14 protein-coding genes are annotated in these 19,085 nt (G+C 65.6%); 4 read left to right on the forward strand and 10 right to left on the reverse strand.

The window, feature by feature from the left end:
• The first annotated feature begins 5 nt into the window (after positions 1 to 5).
• From AzCIB_RS18330 to AzCIB_RS18340, 3 genes are read left to right on the forward strand one after another with little or no spacing between them, the layout of a single operon-like run.
• Complete coding sequence (locus AzCIB_RS18330; RefSeq protein ID WP_050417213.1) at positions 6 to 962, forward strand: sulfotransferase family protein; 957 nt, start codon at positions 6 to 8, stop codon at positions 960 to 962.
• The gene (locus tag AzCIB_RS18335) at positions 946 to 1,851 is read left to right on the forward strand and encodes a glycosyltransferase family 2 protein (RefSeq protein WP_050417214.1); all 906 of its coding nucleotides are present in this window, start codon (positions 946 to 948) and stop codon (positions 1,849 to 1,851) included. The genes AzCIB_RS18330 and AzCIB_RS18335 overlap by 17 nt, the downstream gene beginning before the upstream one ends.
• Positions 1,848 to 5,030, forward strand: coding sequence for a sulfatase-like hydrolase/transferase (locus AzCIB_RS18340; RefSeq protein ID WP_198149563.1), 3,183 nt, complete (start codon positions 1,848 to 1,850; stop codon positions 5,028 to 5,030). The genes AzCIB_RS18335 and AzCIB_RS18340 overlap by 4 nt, the downstream gene beginning before the upstream one ends.
• Here AzCIB_RS18340 and AzCIB_RS18345 read toward each other — a convergent pair.
• From AzCIB_RS18345 to AzCIB_RS18370, 6 genes are all read right to left on the reverse strand, one after another.
• Positions 4,999 to 5,838 carry a tetratricopeptide repeat protein gene (locus AzCIB_RS18345; RefSeq protein WP_050417216.1) on the reverse strand — a complete coding sequence of 280 codons (840 nt, stop codon included), beginning with the start codon at positions 5,836 to 5,838 and terminating at the stop codon, positions 4,999 to 5,001. The two genes, AzCIB_RS18340 and AzCIB_RS18345, sit on opposite strands and share 32 nt — an antisense overlap.
• A gap of 38 nt (positions 5,839 to 5,876) precedes the next feature.
• Complete coding sequence (locus AzCIB_RS18350) at positions 5,877 to 7,028, reverse strand: glycosyltransferase family 4 protein (RefSeq protein ID WP_232299265.1); 1,152 nt, start codon at positions 7,026 to 7,028, stop codon at positions 5,877 to 5,879.
• A gap of 22 nt (positions 7,029 to 7,050) precedes the next feature.
• On the reverse strand, positions 7,051 to 8,322 hold the full coding sequence (locus tag AzCIB_RS18355; protein ID WP_050417218.1) for a hypothetical protein: 1,272 nt from the start codon (positions 8,320 to 8,322) through the stop codon (positions 7,051 to 7,053).
• 16 nt (positions 8,323 to 8,338) lie between these two features.
• Entirely contained in the window at positions 8,339 to 9,859 is a 1,521-nt protein-coding gene (locus AzCIB_RS18360; RefSeq protein ID WP_050417219.1) for a glucosyltransferase domain-containing protein, read from the reverse strand.
• 69 nt (positions 9,860 to 9,928) lie between these two features.
• Entirely contained in the window at positions 9,929 to 11,365 is a 1,437-nt protein-coding gene (locus AzCIB_RS18365; RefSeq protein ID WP_050417220.1) for an MBOAT family O-acyltransferase, read from the reverse strand.
• Complete coding sequence (locus tag AzCIB_RS18370; protein WP_050418445.1) at positions 11,362 to 12,381, reverse strand: hypothetical protein; 1,020 nt, start codon at positions 12,379 to 12,381, stop codon at positions 11,362 to 11,364. Before AzCIB_RS18370 ends, AzCIB_RS18365 begins: the two co-directional genes overlap by 4 nt.
• Before the next feature lie 104 nt (positions 12,382 to 12,485).
• Between AzCIB_RS18370 and AzCIB_RS18375 the strand changes: the two genes are divergently transcribed.
• Positions 12,486 to 14,351, forward strand: coding sequence for an asparagine synthetase B family protein (locus tag AzCIB_RS18375; protein ID WP_232299266.1), 1,866 nt, complete (start codon positions 12,486 to 12,488; stop codon positions 14,349 to 14,351).
• Here the strand turns inward: AzCIB_RS18375 and AzCIB_RS18380 are convergent.
• The 4 genes from AzCIB_RS18380 to AzCIB_RS18395 are packed head-to-tail and all read right to left on the reverse strand — an operon-like array spanning position 14,284 to position 19,080.
• On the reverse strand, positions 14,284 to 15,639 hold the full coding sequence (locus AzCIB_RS18380; protein WP_050417221.1) for a putative O-glycosylation ligase, exosortase A system-associated: 1,356 nt from the start codon (positions 15,637 to 15,639) through the stop codon (positions 14,284 to 14,286). The two genes, AzCIB_RS18375 and AzCIB_RS18380, sit on opposite strands and share 68 nt — an antisense overlap.
• A complete protein-coding gene (locus AzCIB_RS18385) occupies positions 15,621 to 16,478 on the reverse strand; it encodes a formyl transferase (RefSeq protein WP_050417222.1) in 858 nt (285 codons plus the stop codon). The genes AzCIB_RS18380 and AzCIB_RS18385 overlap by 19 nt, the downstream gene beginning before the upstream one ends.
• Positions 16,475 to 17,692, reverse strand: coding sequence for a prenyltransferase/squalene oxidase repeat-containing protein (locus AzCIB_RS18390; protein ID WP_050417223.1), 1,218 nt, complete (start codon positions 17,690 to 17,692; stop codon positions 16,475 to 16,477). Before AzCIB_RS18390 ends, AzCIB_RS18385 begins: the two co-directional genes overlap by 4 nt.
• The gene (locus AzCIB_RS18395) at positions 17,689 to 19,080 is read right to left on the reverse strand and encodes a phenylacetate--CoA ligase family protein (protein ID WP_050417224.1); all 1,392 of its coding nucleotides are present in this window, start codon (positions 19,078 to 19,080) and stop codon (positions 17,689 to 17,691) included. The genes AzCIB_RS18390 and AzCIB_RS18395 overlap by 4 nt, the downstream gene beginning before the upstream one ends.
• Positions 19,081 to 19,085 lie beyond the last annotated feature (5 nt).

Consider the following 19,085-nt stretch of genomic DNA (forward strand, 5'->3'; position numbering starts at 1 on the left):
ACGCCATGCCCCATCTGAGCAGCCTGCCCAAGCTCCTCGACCGCGAGATCCGCGACAAGAACCTGCGCCTGCTCGGCTGGCGGGCGAAGGAGTTCGCGTGGTCGGTGCTGCGGCCGGCGATGCCCGATCCGGTGTTCGTCATCGGCTGCTCGCGCTCGGGCACGACAGTCACTTTCCAAACCATCGCCGCGTCGGGCCACTTCCTGCATTTCGACTACGAGATTCCGCAGTTCTGGAACAGCCTGTACGGTCCGCTGAACAACGGCTGGAAGTCCGAGGCGGCCGATGCGGAGGACGCCCGTCCCGAGCACCGCGACCGCGCGCTGGCCCATTTCTATGCTCGGCTCGGCGCCGGTCCGGTGCTCGACAAGACCTGCATCAACACGTTGCGCGTGCCCTATCTGCATGCACTGTTCCCGCAGGCGAAGTTCGTCTTCATCCAGCGCGACGGGCGCGACAACGTGAGCTCGATGATCGACGGCTGGCGCCTCGGGCGCGTCGATGGGGGATTCGGTCTGGAGCGCAACTTCGGGCCGTCGCCGGTGCCGGTAGCGATCAACGGCGGCGAGTTCCATGAATGGCATTTCTTCATCCCGCCCGGCTGGCGCGACTACAACACCGCAAGCCTGGAGGAGGTGTGCGCTTGGCAATGGGTGACGGCGAATCGGCTGGCGCTCGACGCTTCGCGCGCGATCCCGCCTGCACAATGGATACGGCTGCGCTACGAGGATCTGTTCGAACGCCCCGTGGAGATGTTTCGCGAGGCCTTCGCGCGCCTCGACATCCCTTTCGACGAACCGATGCAGGCGCGCTGCGCGAGTCTGGCAAGCCGTCCGACGAGCATCGTGAAGGGCGCGCCCTGCCCGCAGAAGTGGAAGGAACACAACCCGGAGGCGATCGAGCGCATCCTCCCGCTGATCTCGCCGCTGATGCGGGAAATGGGCTATGACCCGAACGACTGAGACGCCGACCGTCAGCGTGGTCATCCCGGCCTGGAACGCCGCATGGTGCGTCGGCAGGGCTATCGACAGCGTTTTCGCGCAGGCGTATCGCGACTTCGAGCTGATCGTCGTGAATGACGGCAGCACGGACGATACGGCCGCAGTGCTGGCGACGTACGGGGACCGCCTGCAGGTCGTCACGAAGCCGAACGGCGGCATGAGCAGCGCGCGCAACGCAGGCATACGCGCAGCACGGGGACACTACCTCGCGTTTCTCGATGCCGACGATCGCTGGCTACCGTGCAAGCTTGCTCGCCAGGTCGCGATGCTCGGCAGTCACCCGGAGCTGGCGTTTTGCGCCGCCGTCGCGACGATCGAGGACCTGCAGGGCAAGACACTCGGCGAGTGGCGCGGCGCGCAGGGGCGGACCGCCGATGTCGCGGAGGTGTTCGAGAATCATGCTGCGGTGGCGGGCGGGGCATCGGCCGTGCTGGCGCGGCGTGAGCTCGTGGTAAGGCTCGGGGGCTTCGACGAGACGCTCGCCGGCGCCGAGGATACCGATCTCTGGATCCGTCTGGCCGCGCACGGCGGCTTCGCCTGCATCGACGAGCCGATGGTCGTGGTGCTGCGCCGTCCCGACAGCGTGAGCCGCAATTTCGAGGCGATGCGCCGCGGCGCCCTGACAATGATCGGCAAGAATCGCGATCTGCTGCCGGCGGAACTGCGCGACGCGCTCTGGCGCAAAGTCTATGCGGGAACGCTTTGCGACTATGCGAAATGGGCCTATCGCGACGGGCGACGGGGGGCTGCGCTGCGCGACGTCCTGACCGCCCTGTGGGTGTCGCCGCTCGAACGCGGCCGGCTGGCGATCAGTCTCGCGCTGGCGATGCTGACGGGGCAGCGGATATGACGAACACCGGGGCGGCAACAACGGCGGGAATGAGCCTGACGGTGCTGATCTGCACGCACAACCGCGTCGAGTTGCTGGAGCGGGTCATCGCCTCCCTGAATGCGGCGCACCGGCCGCCGGATACCGAGGTGCGATTGCTGGTCGTCGCAAATGCGTGCACCGACGGCACGCACGACCTCATTTCCAACTACCGGATCGGTGACGATCGCCTGCCGCTGGACTGGATCGCGGAACCCACTCCGGGCAAGTCCCACGCCCTGAACCGGGCGCTGCCGCAGGTGAGCGGTCGCGTCGTGGCCTTCGTCGATGACGATCATCGGGTCGACAGCGATTATCTGGTCGAGATCGCGAACGCGGTACGCACGTGGCCCGAGGCGGGCCTGATCTGCGGGCGCATCCTGCCGGACTGGGACGGCACCGAACCCGAGTGGGTGCACGACGACGGCCCCTATCGCATCTATCCGCTCCCGGTGCCGCGCTATGACCAGGGCGACACGCCGATGCAGGTCGACCTCGACGGTGCGATTCCCGGCGGCGGCAATCTCGTCGCGCATACGGACGTGATCCGCGCAACCGGGCCGTTCCTGACGGAACTGGGTCCGACCGGGCACGACCTCGGCGGGGCCGAGGATCTCGAGTGGATCCGGCGGGCGCTGCGTGGCGGGGCCACCCTGCGCTACGCGCCGGCGATCGTCCAGTACCACTACGTCGACGGCGAGCGGCTGACGCTGTCCTACCTGATGCGCAAGGGCTTCCACCGCTCCAAGTCGGTGATGCGCTTTCGCCGCACGGAAAGCGGCGTGCCGCTGTACATGTGGCGCAAGGTCGCCGGCTATGCAAGTGGCTGCGCACTTGCGCTGAACGCGCAGGCGCGGCGCTTCTATCTCGTGCGGATTGCTTCGGCCTTCGGCGAGGTGAGCGGCATGCGCGAGGCCGCGCGGCATCGGCGCCGGCGCGCCCGTCTCCCGTGGCTGCCGGTGCAGACCAGCCTTGCGCTGGCAGGGCTGCTCGGCATCACGGGCTTCGTGCTTGCCGCAAGCCTTGCCTGGCACCGGGCGATGGACGCGCTGCTGCCCGCAGCGCTGGTCGCAGTCGCGCTGGCGCTGTCGCTGGTCGCAAAATCGGTCGTCGACTTCTCGCAGACCGGACCGCAGCTGCGCGAGGAAATCGTCAAGCGCTACCGCGCCTATTTCCCGTTCGCGATGGCCCGCCTGGGCCTATGGACCTTCGCCGTCGGTCTGTTCTGCGCACTGCCGGGGGCGGTCGTCGCGACGGCCTCGGCCGATGCGCAGGGGATGCCGTACGCCCCGTGGCGGGCGGGACTGGGCGCGCTGCTGACGCTCGCCCTCGCAAGCGGCTACCTCACCTGCCGCACCCTCGTGCAGAACCCGGGATTGATCGTTGCTTCATGGCAGTACCGAACCGATCGCCTGCATCGTCTGTGGCGCCTGTTGTCCGCCGACGGCCTCCGCCGGGCTGCATCGCTCGGCGCCATCGGCGTCGCCGGACTTGCCGCGGCGCTGGTGCTTGCGCTCGCCGTTACCGGCCACGGGGAATCCGCCGCGGCCTTGACCAGCCTGGCGATCGGCTACTGGGGCGTGTTCGTGTTCGCCCTGTGGGAGCCGGAGGGCAACACGCCGGTTAAGCACCAGCGCACTCGTCCGAACCTGCTCCTGATCGGCTCGGACACGCTTCGTGCCGATCGCGTCGGCGCGTTGCGGAACGGTCAGTCTCTGACACCGCACATCGACGCACTGGCCAAGCGCGGCACGCGCTTCGACACCTGTTACGTGCCATGCGCGAGGACCGCACCGAGTCTGATCTCCCTGCTTACGGGAACCTGGCCCCACACGCATGGCATACGCGACAACTTCGTGGCCGACGATGAGACGCAGCTCGAAATCCAGGCGTTGCCGATGATCCTGCGTGCGCTCGGATACCGGACGGCGGCCGTCTCCGACTGGTGCGGCGCGGATCTCGGAAAGTTCTCGCTCGGCTTCGACGTCCTCGACCTCCCCGAGGACCAATGGAACCTGAAATACCTGATCAGACAAGGCCCGAAGGACATCCGCCTGTTCCTGTCGGTATTCCTGCACAACCGGATCGGCCGCCTGCTTGTCCCGGAAATCCATTACCTCGGCGGCACGCCGCAGACGACCCAATTGGGCCAACGCACCCGCCGGCTGATCTCGCGCCTCGCGAGCACCGCCGAACCGTTCATGCTCAACGTCTTCTACTCGACGACGCACCCTCCTTTCGCCTCGGAATACCCGTTCTACCTGCGCCATGCCGATCCCGACTATGCCGGCGCTTCGAAATTCGCCATGGCACGACTGACGGACCCGTTCGAGATCATTCGGCGGCAAGGCGAACCGCGCGAGGAATTCGACCTCGACCAGATCCTCGCGCTGTACGACGGATGCGTATCACAGTTCGACGACGAAGTCGGCAAGATCATGAGCCACCTTGAAAGCAGCGGACTCGCCGACAACACGATCGTCGTCCTGTACAGCGATCACGGCATGGAGTTTTTCGAACACGACACCTGGGGCCAGGGCAACTCGGCGGTGGGCGATTTCAGCGCGCGGGTGCCGCTCGTGATTGCCGACCCGCGCAAGAAGCGGCACCCGCGGGTCGATCAGGTGGTGCGCTCGATCGACCTGCTGCCAACCCTGCTCGACCTCCTGGAAGCTCCGTCGGTAAAATGCGACGGCGTCTCGCTGGCCGGCGCGATGGACGACCCGCAACTGGATCTGGGCCTGAAGGCCTTCAACGAAACCGGTATCTGGATCGCCCACGTTCCAGGATTGCCGCCGGATCATCTGAGCTACCCGGACCTGCTGGAACTGCTGGATATTCCCAATGAAACGAGCGGATCGCTGTCGATCAGGCAGGAATACAAGGATCGCGTGATCATCGCCAAGGATCGCATGATGCGCCACGGACGATGGAAACTCGTCTATCAGCCTCTCGAACGCGGCATGCGGCTGGCGCTGTTCGACGTGGAGACCGACCCGGGCTGCACACACGACATCTCTGCGGTAAACCCCGAGCAGGTGGAACTGCTGTGGCACGAATTGCGCAACTGGATCGAGCGCGACCCGGTCGCACGCCGCCATTTGCGGACGTACCACAGCACGCCCGCGGCTACTCCGGCTTCTTCTCCTGCGTTGACTTGAAGGACTCGACCCAGCGGCGATGGATCTCCTCCGGCGGGCAAAAACGACAGGAGCGACCTGCGCTCGCTGCATCCGGCGGCCCTGCCTGTTCTTCTTCGGACGACTTACCCTGCCGTTCTGGAGCTGCATCGACCTGAATGACCGGATCGACGGGCGGCAACCCTTGAGGCTCCGGCACGTCCGGTTCCACGGCCTTCTTTTCCGGTGCAGGCTCAACGCGCGCAATCGGCTCGGGGAAGGGCTTCTTTCCACCGAGTTCAAGATAACGCTTCTGCAACAGCGCGGCGTCGGGGTTGTGCTGCAGCCCGCGTGCAATGGTCTCGCGGGCCTCCGCCTTCTTGCCGCGGTCCTCCTGAAGCAGAGAAAGTTCGACGAAGGCGTTGACCTCCGTTGGATCGATCTCGATCGCGGTGGAGAACTCCTGCGCGGCCAATGTCCTGTCGCCCATGAGCTTCAACGCCCTGCCCTTGTCGACATGGACCTTCGGCCGCATGCTGAATGCTCTTGTCGTATGTTTCAGAACATAGTCGCAACCACCGATCGCGCTCTCGAGGTTGTACCTGAACTCCGCCTTGTCACCCATGGTGCGAATCGCGCGATAGCGGAATCGAATGCAGTCGCAGTAGTGGTGCATGTGCTGCCAATCGCGTCGATTACCCACGTCTTTGGCTCCGGCCCCATACACGTAGGTGGAACAGAGCGCTTCTTCCTGCGGAGTTCTGGCGAACGACTCTACAGCCCCTGCCGGAGCGCCATATGCCGAGACCGCGAGCGCCAGCAGTACCCCAAGCTTCCTTCCGTCCTGCATCGTCGTCAGCTCCTCCAAAGTCCTGCACCCCGCCGGCCCTACAGGGCGGTCCGGGTCCGGATCGCCACCGCGTCCCAGCCAAACTCCCCGCGCGCGCGCTGCATCGCCTGGCGCGCCAGCGCGTCGAGTTGCGCCCCATCCTCGAGCAGGCGACGGATCGCCTCCGCGACGGCAGGCTGATCGTCTCCGTCGGCCCGGACTCCGGTTACGCCGTCGAGTACGGCGGATCCGGTACCACCGGCCTTGCCCGCGATCGAGGCCTTGCCGCAGGCAGCCGCCTCGAGAAAAACGAGCCCGAAGCCCTCCGTATCGCCAGCGATATCGCGATTGACGAGCAAGAACAGGTCGCACGCGTTGTACCAGCGCGGCAGATCGTCCATTGCCACGTGCCCCAGCAGGTGGACACGCTCCTGCACGCCGGCATCACGTGCCACGCTCTCAAGATACGCGCGATCCTCACCGATGCCCACGATCGCGTAATGCACGTCATGCCCTGCTGCGCGCAGGGCCGGCAGGCAGCGGATCACCGTATCGAAACCCTTGCGCCGGCTTAGCCGTCCCACCGACAGGAGCAGGCGCGCGCCGCGCGGCAGCCCGATGCTGTCGCGGAGATCCTGGAACGGGAGGCCGGGGCGGAACCTCTGAATATCGACCCCGGGGTTGATGATGACGATCCGCTCGCGGGAGACCCCCATCCCGGCGAGCACCTCGCAGGTGAAGTCGCTGTTGGCGACAACGTGATCGGCGTGTCGCAGGACGAAGCACATCACCCTGAACTTGTTCCCGCGCCCCCAGCCGGTCAGTTCCTCACCATGTGCGTACACGACCACCGGCCGCCCCGCAAGGCGCGCGACGACCAAGGCGACGAGCCCTTCCGGCAGCGCGCGACCGGCGTGGACCGCATCGAAGCGCTGACGCAAGGCCAGCGCGAGAGACTTTGCGAAGAGCTTGAGGTACATGCCGAGCGATTCGGGTCGCAGCCAGCGCACGCGGCGCAGGCCGACGCGGTGGACGGCATTGGGGTGATCGGCATCATGAGCGGCATCGCCTGGCACTGCGGCAGTGACGATGGCAATCTCCTTCCCCCCCAGACGCCGGTAGACTTCGTCGAACCACACAGCGGTTCCGCCCTTGGTCGGCAGGAACAGTTCGGTAATGACGAGATAGCCCTGCTTCATCGGTCGTCGCATCCATCCAGAATCCCGAAGGAGTCTAGCAACCGGCAGCACCCGGCGAGCGTCGGAATGTCACGTCGCCGAACAAATATCGAGCGGCTCGCAGGACCGCCCCGAGACCGCTGAATTTGAGCAGCCGAGCGGCCTCGGGGTCGCGCTCCAGTCGCGCGCACCAAACGGCGAGACGCTGCCGCAACGCCAGCACGCGCAGGGAGGAACCGGGATCGCGCAGCGCCCCGGCGAGTTCCGCCGTGCTCATGAACCGCAGGTCGGGATGGCGCGCCAGCGCCCCGCGCAGGGCACGCTCCAGCTCCGCGATGGCCGCATCGCGCACCTGGACCGGTCCGACAAAATTCGAGCGGTGAGTCTCCAGCAGGACGGGCCGCCCTTGGGCGACCTTTTCCGCAAGAGCTTCCCACACGCGCTCCGCGCGATGGCCGCGCAGCGGCTCGAAATACACGTCGCGCACGACGTAGCAGACGTCGCCGCAACCGCGCTCACCGTTACGCATGCGCCGTGTCGCCCCAACAAGCTGCCCAGCCGCATCCCGCCCTTCATAGCGGCGGCCCGGTGTCACGACACAGCGCACTCCGCTCGCCGCCCAGGCCTGCTCGACGCGGTCGTCCCAGACGAAGGTGTTGGGCACCGCTACGTCCGGCGCATCGCCGAACACCTGCCGCAAGAGGTCGGCCTCCTCGCGCACCGCGCACTCGACTTCTGCAGTGGCAAGGGGCGAACTCGGCAGTTGTGCGCAATCGGCCCAGCGGCTCTGCAGGTAAGCAGGAAGATCCTCGGTGCGCACATCGGAGGTATGCAGCCAGCGCCGCAACGCATCGGCTTCGGCAGGACTTCCGCTGGAGGAGCCTCCTCGAAGCCGGGCGAGCAGGGACGCAGGCCAGAAATGTTCCAGCCCGTGCCGCTGCAGCGCGAACACACCGCTACTGCAACCGGCGCGTATCGCCATGACGATCGGCGCAAAGTCGGGTTCAGCGAGCGTACGACGGACATACCGCGCCCCCGCCGACGCATCGATCGCGGCACCGTGCGGGACGCCGCTCACGACGCCGAGGGTCATCACCGCAGGATGCCCGCCGGCGTCGCGAACCACCTCCAGAGTATCCAAAAGGACGCCCAAGGCCGTGGCATCCTCCGGTGGCCCCGGCCCCCAATCGTCGCTTTCGATGATCAGCACCGGACACGCCAGCACCGGCTCACGCCATGCCGCAGCAAGCGCCCGCCCGTGCAATGCGATCAGCAAGCCCACCGCGGCGCCGAACCAGCCAATGATCAGGGTGAACAGTGTTTCCATTCAGGGTGACATTTCTTCATTTTCCAGGCGGCGCCTTCGCAAGGACGACGATCCCGACACCGTCCACCACTCCTATGCTTTCCGAATGAGGCCATGCCGGACGAGTTGCCGCGAACGCTAGGGCTTGCGCACTCCCGTCCGCCTCGTGGATCACATCGACTTCGGTTCGCAGGAGTTTCGCCACGGCCCAGAAATGCTCGGCATCGATGAAATCCGTGGCCACACCGGTGGCACGCTTGAACGGATAGTAACCGGGCATCGAATAGTTTCCGATCACCAGAATGCGCCGTCCGTCCCATCCGCTACTCGGCAGAGACCCGAGACGTGACAGGATCTGGGAGGTAGTCGAGAAGTGCGCGACCATGTTCAGATAATTGATACTTGATATCCAGTTGGCCTGGGCAATGAAACCCAGGAGCAGCAGCACCGCAATACAGGTGGTGATATTGCTCAGAGCCGCTTTCCGGAAGCGATAAATCACGGCCAATGCGCCCGCGGCAAGAACCGCATACGCGGTGAGAGTGAGGTTGTGGTAATGCCCGGACGGATGGATGACTTGAAGCACGCGTGGCGCGAGAAAGGCCATCACGATCATCGCCGTTGCCAGCAGCTTATTGGCGATGCCCTTGGGTAACCAGACACCGAGCAGCACGCCGACAATCAGCAAACCGAGCTGAAGATCCTTCAAGTTGGCGGGAAAATAGTTCTCGGGCCAGACAAGGGAGGCCCGCGTTCCGTCCAGAACCGCCCTCAGCGTCAGAAGCCGGTCCGTACCCAGTTGCAGATCAAACGCCTTATCCGCCCCCTGATAGGTGGACAAGGGCAGTCCCAGCGCCTTGACTGCAAGATAGTAGAGGGCTCCGCCGATGCCGATCGCCGCGAGCGTCGCAACCACAGGCAGGATCACAGATCGGCGACCGGAGGCATCCCCTGCCGCAGGGAAGGCGAGTTGCAGGACGATCCAGACCCCGAGGATCGTCAGGGCGTTCGCGATCACGCTCTGATAGATCGAAAAGGCCGCAAAAAGTAGCAGGCTCGCGAGCAGTACCCGCAGAAGCGATGGCCTGATCGCGATCAGCATGGCCAGGGCGCTCAGCGCATGTGCGAGCGGATACAGAGCCATCGAGCTGTTGTACTGATAGGTCTGCCCGACGTAGGGATAAACGCAGACGATGGCCCCTGCCAGCGCAATCTCCAGTGTCCGCTGCAGACCCCAAATGTGGCACACGATCATGCCGTAGACGGCCATCAGCACGATCCCCTGCACCATCTGGACGAGCGGGATGATGCGGGCACCTTGCATGTAGTAGTTCAGCCACCCGAACCCGAAGCGGCCGACGTTGTGCTGCAGGTTGTCGCGCTGAACAAAGATCTGCAACACGTCGTCGTGGTGCAGGATGAGATTGGACATCTCGAATCCGAATGCGAGCACGCTGACCAGGATGCAGAACTGGAACGCCTTCCTGAATGGAGCGGGAAGGGATTCCCATCTCTCCACGACAATGCGGTCGATGGGCTCGGTCAGAAGACTTTTCAAATGCAGGGTCCTCGGGAGAATGGCCCGGCAGACAGCGGAAACAGCAAGCTTCTGCCAGCCGAGAATCCGTCAAAAATCAAAGTAGATGAACTTCTGGGTCGGACCGCCGAAGACGACGATCGCGAGTACCAGAGACGCATAGGCAACGCCACGCAGCGGGAACGGCACCCGCCACCACCAATCCACCCCACGACGTTCGAAAACCGCAACGATGCGCGGCTCGATCAGGACGAGCACGACCGTCACGAGCACGCCGACAATTTCATACAGGCGCACGGACAGGAGGGCGGACGGCTCGGCAAGCCCCAGCATCGCAGCGCACACGGTCCACGCGTCGGAGAAATTCGGCGCGCGGAAGAATACCCAGGTGAAATGGATCGCCACGAAGGTCAGCGGCCAGCCCAGCCACGACAGGGCGCGATCGACCGATGCCCCTTCCGCGATACCCGCCACACGCAGCGCCGCATTGAGCAAACGGTGCCCGATCAGCAGGGTGCCGTGCAGGAATCCCCAGAACACGAAGGTCCAGTTCGCACCGTGCCACAAGCCGCCCAGCAGCATCGTGATCATCAGGTTGCGGTAGCTGGCAAAGCGCCCGCCGCGATTGCCGCCGATCGAAATGTAGAGGTAGTCGCGCAACCAGCGCGACAGCGACATGTGCCAGCGGTGCCAGAACTCGGTCGCGCTGCGTGCCATATAGGGAAAGCGGAAATTCAGCGGCAAGGTAACGCCGAACATGCAGGCGAGGCCGAGAGCCATTTCGCTGTAGCCGGAAAAGTCGAGGTAGATCTCCATGCCGAACCCCAGCGTGGCCAGCCAGGCCAGCAGGAAATCGAGTTTCGCCGGTTGTGCGAACAAGGCATCGACCAGCGGGGCCAGATTGTCGGCCAGAAGCGCCTTCTTGATCAGACCACCGGCAAAGATGAAAGCGCCGATCTTGAGATTGCGCCAGCTCACCGGCTGCAGGTCTTCGAGCTGTGCCACGAGCTCATGGACACGCACGATGGGGCCGGCGATCAGCTGCGGGAAGAAGCTGACGAACAGGCACCAATGGCGGAAGCTGATGCGGCGCGTGCAGTCGCCCCGATAGACGTCGATCATCGCGCTCAGCATGTGGAAGGTGTAGAAGCTGATGCCGAGCGGCAGCACCCAGTCGATCCACGCCGGGCGCGCCACGGCCACCTCCGCCCCCGCAACACGCGCAAGCCACAATGCGGACTCGATCAACAGCGCAAGGTATTTGAAGCAACCGAGCACCGTCAGATTGGCTGCGATCGCGGTGATCATCAGCGCACGCGAGCGCGTCGCCAGCATGCCCCGATACACGAACCAGTTTGCCGTCACCGACGCGCCGAGCAGGATCAGGTAGGCCGGCTTCCACGACGCGTAGAAGATCAGGCTCGCCATGAGCAGCACCGTGGCACGCTGCGTCGGCGAGCGGGCGAGCAGGTACGTCGCCAAAACCGCTGCGAAGAACACGGCGAAGGACACACTGCTGAAGATCATCGCGCACCCACCCTCACGGGGCGAGCCCCGTCATCGGCCAGCGCCCGTCCGAGCATGGCGCTGAAGCGCTGGGCGCCTCGGTCGTTAAGGTGGCCGGCGTTTACGAATTCGGCGGGATCACGGCGCTCGCCGGCGGCCAGTGCCAGCATGGGCACCTCGCGCGCGGCCAACTCGGAACGGATTTTCAGGTAGGGTGCTGCCGCCGGGTGCGCCTCGTCGAGGTAGAGCACCTGACGCGTCAGCAGCGGGGGAAACACCACGCTCGCCCTCACCCCGCGCTGACGGAGCAGATCCAGCATTGCCAGCAGGTCGGCCTCGGCGATGCGGTCGGGCGGCGCGGTGGAGCCCGCCTCCTGACGCATGACCTGTTCGGCATCCTGCGCCGCGGCGCCGAAACCCGGCCGATAGCCCTGTCGCCGCGCGGCCCCGCCGCCGACCGGCTCAACCGGCCCGAGCACGGCGCGAACCAGTTGCTCCAGTTTCGCAGGTTCGCGCAGTTGCTTGAGATTCCCCGCATAGCCCCAGCCACGCAGGATGCTTCGCGCGAGATTCGCGTAGTCACCGTGCGCAAGCATGCGCTCGCGGTCGCCGAAGAACACGAGATAGCCCAGAGAGTCATCGGCCTGCACGAGCCCCTCGTCGAGTCCGATAACGACCTGCTCGATCGCGCCCGGCCTTAACAGGCGCGCGGAGTCCAGCCGGCGGACGATGCCGTAGAGAACGCTCGCATTGGCGCCGGGCAGGCCGAGATTGAAGCCCGACGGGCCGGACCGGCCACCGGCGTGCTCGACGACCGTCACGGGATCGAAGCCGTTGTCGACGCGGCTGTTTCCCAGCAGCAGCAGGCGTGGCGGATTGCCCTCGACATGCAGGAGTTTGTCCATCGCCCGCCCCGCCGCGAACACCGCGCGAAACCGATGCAGGACCGTGTCCGAATGCAGCAGGGCCTCGGCCCCCAGCAACAGCACAATCGCCACGGCAATCCCCGCGCCCGGACGCAGCCATGCCCACTTCATCGCGCTGCCCTCGGACGTTTGCATGTGCAAGCGTGACCTCTGCGGCATTCCCGCCACACTGCATCGGCTACCATTGCCGCAGCCCCGATCAACCGGATGACGGCATGCTCATGAACACTCGACGGATCCTGTGCGGCTGGGTAAATCTCGCGGAGGCTGATGCTGCCCCGCCGGGGGCGCTGCAGGCAATGTTCGCTGCCGATGCGGCCGGCGAACCCGGAGCCCTGCTCGAAATGCACGGCGCGGGCTGCATCGCGACGGGGTCGGCGACAAGCTGGCTGGCCCAGCACGCCGGCGCACGCCATACGGCAGCGTTGCTCGGACGGCCGCGCTGGACGGACGCGGCGACCGCGGCCCACGCGGCTGAGCACGGCCACGCTGCGGCCGCAATCCGGCGTTACGGTGAGGTCGGCGATCGACTCCTGGATGATCTCCAGGGGAACTTCGCGTTGGTCCTGGTCGACCTGGCGAAGGGCCGAGCGTTGCTGGCCGTCGACCGCACCGGCATCGAGCGCCTGTGTTTCGCACGGGTGGGCTCCCTGTTGGTGTTTTCCACCAGCGCGCGCGCCGTCGCCGCACATCCGGCGGTCAATGCCGCACTCGACCGCCAGGCACTGTACGAATACCTGTATTGCCACATGGTGCCCAGTCCCGACACCGCGTTTCGCGCGGTCGAGAAGCTGCTGCCGGCGCAATGTCTGGTAGCGACCGGGGGAGACACGACGCGGCACTTCTACTGGGCGATGCCCTTTGCACCGGACAACGGGGCAGACGAGGCGCACCAGGAACGAACGTTCAGCCAGCTCCTGCGTCAGTCGGTGCAGCGCCACGTGGATGAGCTGCCGGTCGGAGCCTTCCTGTCCGGAGGAACCGACAGCTCGACGGTTACCGGCCTGCTCGGCGAGGTCAGCGGCAAGCCGGCACGCACCTTCTCGATCGGCTTCGACGCCGAGGGCTTTGACGAGCTCGATTACGCGCGCATCACGGCCCGGCATTTCGGTGCCGACGCGACCGAGTTCTACGTCACCCCTGAGCATGTCGCCGAGGCGTTGCCGCTCATTGCCGCCGCCTATGACGAACCCTTCGGCAACGCGTCGGCCGTGCCGACGTACTTCTGCGCCCGCATCGCGCGCGAACACGGCATCGAGGCGATGCTCGCGGGTGACGGCGGCGACGAATTCTTCGGCGGCAACGCGCGCTATGCCAAGCAGGGAGTGTTCGAGCATTACCACTCGCTCGCGCCGGGGCTGCGGCGCATGCTCGAGCCGCTCGTGCTGAATTTTCCGCTCGGATCGGCGTTGATGCCGGTGCGCAAGGCACAGAGCTACATCCGACAGGCGCGCATCCCGCTGCCCGACCGTCTGGAAACCTACAACTTCCTGCATCGCGATCCGCTCACGGAAATCTTCGAGAAGGAGTTCCTCGCCGCGGTCGACACCGAACGTCCGCTGGCGCTGATGCGCGAGGCGTACTTTCGCGCCGCATCGCCGGAACCGGTCGACCGCATGATGCATCTCGATCACAAGATCACGCTGGCCGACAACGATCTGCGCAAGGTGTCGCGGATGTGCGAGGCCGCGGGGGTCGAGGTGCGCTTTCCCTTCCTCGACGAGGATCTGATCGCCTTCTCCGGAACGCTGGCCGTGCGCCAGAAAGTGAGCGGCACCCGCCTGCGTGTATTTTTCAAACAGGCGCTGCGCGACTTCCTGCCGGGCGAGACGATCACCAAATCCAAGCATGGTTTCGGCCTGCCGTTCGGCCTGTGGCTGGCCGCCGACGGCCCGCTGCGTTCGCAGGCGGTCGCCGCACTGGACAGCCTCGCCCGTCGCGGGATCGTTCGTCCGGACTATCTGCAGAAGCTGTGGCGGGAACATTCGTCGGGCCATGCGAGCTATTACGGCGTCATGATCTGGGTACTGACCCAACTGGAACTCTGGCTGCAGCGGAATGGCGGTCCGGCCGAACCTTGACCGGCACTGCCGCAGGCGCCGCCCGTGCAGCGAGACCAACCGTACGCCTCCCGGCGGCTTCGGCTTCACGCACCAGTACTCTCGCGACCACCACGATCAGCACGAGGTTGTAGTAGTAGTCAAAGTACGCCATGCCAAGGAAGGCTCCCGCCGCGAGATAGGCGACGATGCTGACCTGCACCATCGCGGCAAGATCGCCCAGCCAAGCATGCTCGGAATCCGGTTTGACAGCCCTCGCGACGGCGCCCGCCGACCGCCAGGTGAATACCGCCAGCAGCAGGAACAGGAACAGGCCGACGAAGCCGTGTTCGCCCAGCACTTCGAAATAGATCGAGTGCACGTCACGAACGTTGGATGGATCGGGCGCGTACAGATAGAACATTTCGCGCTGGAAGGTTTCGAAACCGCCGCCCAGCGGCCGGTCCATCGCAAGATGAAACGCCATCCACCACGCGTTGATGCGCCCCAGCGCGGACTGGTCCTCCTGGTAGGTATTGATCGTCGCCATGCGTTCGTACCACGCCTCCGGCATGATCAGCCAGATCATCAGAATCGACAGTCCGCCAAGTACGATGACGAGAAACTTGTGTCGCGCCTTGAGCCAGAACACCAAACCCATCGCTGCCATGCCCAGCAACGCGCCGCGCGACTGCGTGCCGATCGCCGCGGTCGCCGTGAGCAGGGTTGCGACGTACACCGCGGGCCGCAGCCAGCCATGCACGGTGCTGCGCGCAAGGAAGTACAGGAGCGGCACGGTCATCGCAAGGGCGAGACCAAGCTCGTTGTTGCCCTCGATGAAGGTGCCCGACGGCCCTTGCACACGGTACACCCCGCCATTGACGATCGTGAAGATGCCGCCCTTGACCCCGTAGAACGCCAAGGACAAGGCGATCGTCCATACGAGGGCTTTGAGCCTCTCGGGTGTGTTGATGAGGATCATCGCGACGAAGATCATCAGTTGGATCTTGATGACCTTCTCGAATTGTGGCCAGGCAAAGATCGGGTAAGCCGCAAATATCGTCGTGACCAGCATCCACACGACAAAAAGCAGCAACACAACGGACTCCCGCTCCCACGGGATGCGCTTCGGCTCCTTCGACAGCAACATCGCGATCAGCGTCGTCAGCGCCACGATGTAGGCGAAGGGCATCGTCGTGCTGAACCCCCACGCGAGGCGATGCGGATTCATGAAACCGAGCCACGTCCACACGAGGATTCCGATCCACGGCCGCCGGAGGATGAACGGCAGGGTTGCGAAGACCGCAAACGTTACTGCGATGTCGCGCATGCGGTGTCGACCTCACGAATATCCCGCGTCTCATCCGCAGGAAACCAGCGGGTACGCGCCGGTAGACGGATGCCGGCCGGAATGCCGTGTGGCATCCGCCGGGCAAGCGCACGCTCGTGCCGCAGCAGGCGGTCCTTCACCTGATAGAGCCGCCCCCGTCCCGGCTGCCGCTGACCAAAGCGCTCGCCCGCGGCGAAACGATCGAGGAGTTCCGCGAAGACATCGGTGCTGTGCGCGACCGCGCGCCAGAACAGCGTCAGCTCGTCGTCGCCGGGCCTGACTTCGGGGCTGGCATGGGCGATGAGGCTGCCGGTGTCGATGCCGGGATCGATGTAGTGGATGGTGCAGCCCACCTGTTCCGGCTCGCCGTTGTGCAGCGCCCAGAACGTGCAGTCGGCGCCACGATACTGCGGCGAAAGGCCCCCATGCAGATTGACGAGCCGCGGACGGCCTGCCTCCAGCAACGCTCCCTTGATCAGCGACGTACCGAACACGGCGATGAGATCGGGCGACAACGCGGCGACGAGATCGGCCACGCCGGGATGATTCACGGTCGGAAAGCTGCGGACGAGGTCAGCGCGATCGAGCGTGGCCGGCACGTCGCCGAAGAAGAACTTCGCCTCGCGGTCGCCCGTGTAGCGCCTCCGGTCGCGCAGCCAGCGCCAGGCTTTGCTGGACAAAGTCTTCGGTCGCAGCACCCGCAGGATCTTCTCGCGGTTCCACTCCCCTCCGCTTTCCTGAACGATCGCGAGGACGTCGGCGCGCCGGCACAAGGCATTCGCGAAATGCAGGTGACGCGGCGCCCCGCCGCAAAGGATCAGCAGGCGCAGCCGGCTCATGCGGGAACCCCGCACTCGCGCCGCGCCACAAGCGGCGGCAGCGCGCGACCGGTCTCGTCCATGATCAGCGCATCGGCAAAGAACTTGGCCGCCCAGTTCGGAAACTCGAACCGCGAATAGTCGCCCCAGATCGGCGCCGAGCCCGGGATTGCGCCGCGCACGATGTCATCCTCGTCGGCGAGGCGCTGCGTCCTCTTCACGTAGCCGATCGCCCGGCGGGCAGCAGCGGTGAAGTCGCACGAACCGGTGATCTGCCCCAGACGCAGCCAATTCAAGGCCATCTGCGCCACACCGGTCACGCAGGCGTAGGAGCAGGTCGTGACCCAGCCGTCTCCATAGCGTCCGGCGAGCCCGCCATTGTCACGCAGCACCCCCATCATTCCGCGCGCTGCGCGCTCCGCGGCCTGCAGGTAGCGCTCGTCGTCGAGCAATGCACCGCATTCGACGAATCCCCGGATCGCGTAAGCGATCGTGTGCGTGAACGGGTCCTGGCCAGCGGTGAAGGCATTGGTCCGGAACCAGCCGCATTCGGTCTGCTGGGTAAGCGCCCAATCGAGATTGCGCCGCGCGCCATCGACGAGGCCCTTTTCACCCGACAGCAGGCCGGTCGCGACGAGCGCCCAGATCGCCCGCGTGTTGTAGACGTGCGGCACACCGTTATGCTCCGAGCGCCGGAAACAACCGTCCGAGTCCTGCTGGCGAATGAGCCACCAGCCGGCGTGCACCGCCGCGTCGAGACACTCGGTGCGCTGCAGGCTAACCGCCCCGGCGATCATGCCGTGCATGATCTGGCCGGTATTGAAGATCACCGGTTGGCTGCCGGGCTCGCCGAAATGCCCGGGGAAGGCGCCGTCCTCATGCTGCAGCGACATCTCCCAGTCGATCATGCGTCGCGCCCGTTCAAGGAGTTCGGGCCGTTCGAGGACCTCGGCGGCAGCAATGAAGGTTTCGATGATGTAGCCGGTGGTCTCGGGGTAACCGGGCAACCAGCCGTCCTCGAAGCTCCACCCGGCCGAAACGCCTCCCGCGTCGGACTCGCGCATGCGCACATCCTGGGCGCGGCACAGCCAGTCGATTGCCGCCTGCAGGTGCATGCGGTGCTCGCGCTCCGGCTGACGTGCGGCGCCGCCAAGGTCGTTGAGGATCAGGCGCGCGTGGCGCGGCGACCACGGCTTGTAGCGCAGGGGCAGGCGCAGGACCGCGAGCGAATTCATGCCGTGACCCCGGTGGCTGACTGGAGGCGGGGCGCCAGCGCGACATGACTGACCACATAGCGGTGTTTGCCTGATGCCTCGGGCGGGATCTCGTCGAGCAGCCGGCATTCGACGCGCAAGTCGGCGCCCAACCGAGCCCTCAGCCCCGTCGCAATCTGCGCCTCACGCTCCGGCGACCAGCCGCGATCCGGGACCACCTGGACTTCGATCACGTCCGGCGCATGCTGGATGCACTTGAACTGCTTGATGCCGTCTACCGCCCGCAGCACATAGATCACCGCCAGCGCGTGCATGACCGTGCCGTCCGAGCGCACGACGAAGTCGGTCTGCCTCCCGGCGACCTGGTCGATGACGTGCAGACCGCGCCCGGCCCGGCAGGCCTCTGCCGACAGGCGCAGCATGTCGCCGGTCCGGTAGCGGATGAAGGGCTGCCCCTCCGAACACAGGCCGGTCATGACAGCCTCCCCCGTCTCGCCGCTGGCAACGGGCTGACCCTGCGCATCCAGCACCTCCAGCACAACGCTCTCGCTGATCAGCAGCATCTGCCCTTCCGGCGTCTCATGCGCGGTGAATCCGATGTCGCGGCTGCCGAATTCGTTGGCGACCGGCACCCCGAATACCGAACCGATCAGCTCCCGCTGGTGCTCGAACAGCGGCTCCCCGGTCGTGCAGACGACCTTCAGCGTTGGCAGGCGCATGTCCGCACCACGATCCTGAGCGTGCGCCGCCAGCAGCGCGATCGAACTGGCGTAGCCATACACGCACGCAGGCCGGTAGGCGCGGATGGCATCGAGATAGCCGTCCATCGTCGCCTCGGACATATTGAACGCATTCAGCACGAGCTGATTGAGCAGTCGATCACGGACGACTTTGACTACATCGGTCTTGTTCAGCTCGACCGGAGCGCCCCACAGATAGACCTCGCGCTCGCCGACCTCCACGCCCCACCAGCGACGCGCGCGCATGCGCCCCGCTGCGTCCGACGCCTGGCGTGCGCGGCCGAAATAGAAGGACAGCGGCACGCCGCTGGATCCGCCGGTGTTGTAGGGAAATACGCCCCCGGGCGCGTCGCGCCAGACGATCTCGTCGCGATGGGCGCGGGCGTCCGCCTTGTCCATCGTCGGCAGCTTGCGCAGATCGGCAAGCGCGAGCTCACGGCCATGAGGGTCGAGCCCGGCCTCGTCGATCCGTTGGGCGAACCACGGGCTGCGCGCGTGTGCCGTGCGTAACAATGCGCTGAGCTTGCGCGCCTGCAGCAATTCGATCTCGTCGCGCGACAACCACTGGCTACGTTCGAGCTCATCGAGATACGTGAAGGTGGGGCGCCCCATCAAGCGCTCGTGGAGCGGAAACAGCGCATCACTGACCAGTCGGGCAGGCAGGCTCATCGATA

Origin of the sequence: Azoarcus sp. CIB, from assembly GCF_001190925.1 — a bacterium.
GTDB lineage: Bacteria > Pseudomonadota > Gammaproteobacteria > Burkholderiales > Rhodocyclaceae > Aromatoleum.

Excerpts from the sequence above, each read along its gene's own strand:
- AzCIB_RS18365 (WP_050417220.1), bottom strand. The coding sequence starts at position 11,365 with ATGATCTTCAGCAGTGTGTCCTTCGCCGTGTTCTTCGCAGCGGTTTTG.
- AzCIB_RS18385 (WP_050417222.1), bottom strand. The coding sequence starts at position 16,478 with ATGAGCCGGCTGCGCCTGCTGATCCTTTGCGGCGGGGCGCCGCGTCAC.
- AzCIB_RS18370 (WP_050418445.1), bottom strand. The coding sequence starts at position 12,381 with ATGAAGTGGGCATGGCTGCGTCCGGGCGCGGGGATTGCCGTGGCGATT.
- AzCIB_RS18375 (WP_232299266.1), top strand. The coding sequence starts at position 12,486 with ATGCTCATGAACACTCGACGGATCCTGTGCGGCTGGGTAAATCTCGCG.
- AzCIB_RS18390 (WP_050417223.1), bottom strand. The coding sequence starts at position 17,692 with ATGAATTCGCTCGCGGTCCTGCGCCTGCCCCTGCGCTACAAGCCGTGG.
- AzCIB_RS18350 (WP_232299265.1), bottom strand. The coding sequence starts at position 7,028 with ATGCGACGACCGATGAAGCAGGGCTATCTCGTCATTACCGAACTGTTC.
- AzCIB_RS18355 (WP_050417218.1), bottom strand. The coding sequence starts at position 8,322 with ATGGAAACACTGTTCACCCTGATCATTGGCTGGTTCGGCGCCGCGGTG.
- AzCIB_RS18380 (WP_050417221.1), bottom strand. The coding sequence starts at position 15,639 with ATGCGCGACATCGCAGTAACGTTTGCGGTCTTCGCAACCCTGCCGTTC.
- AzCIB_RS18345 (WP_050417216.1), bottom strand. The coding sequence starts at position 5,838 with ATGCAGGACGGAAGGAAGCTTGGGGTACTGCTGGCGCTCGCGGTCTCG.
- AzCIB_RS18330 (WP_050417213.1), top strand. The coding sequence starts at position 6 with ATGCCCCATCTGAGCAGCCTGCCCAAGCTCCTCGACCGCGAGATCCGC.
- AzCIB_RS18395 (WP_050417224.1), bottom strand. The coding sequence starts at position 19,080 with ATGAGCCTGCCTGCCCGACTGGTCAGTGATGCGCTGTTTCCGCTCCAC.
- AzCIB_RS18340 (WP_198149563.1), top strand. The coding sequence starts at position 1,848 with ATGACGAACACCGGGGCGGCAACAACGGCGGGAATGAGCCTGACGGTG.
- AzCIB_RS18335 (WP_050417214.1), top strand. The coding sequence starts at position 946 with ATGACCCGAACGACTGAGACGCCGACCGTCAGCGTGGTCATCCCGGCC.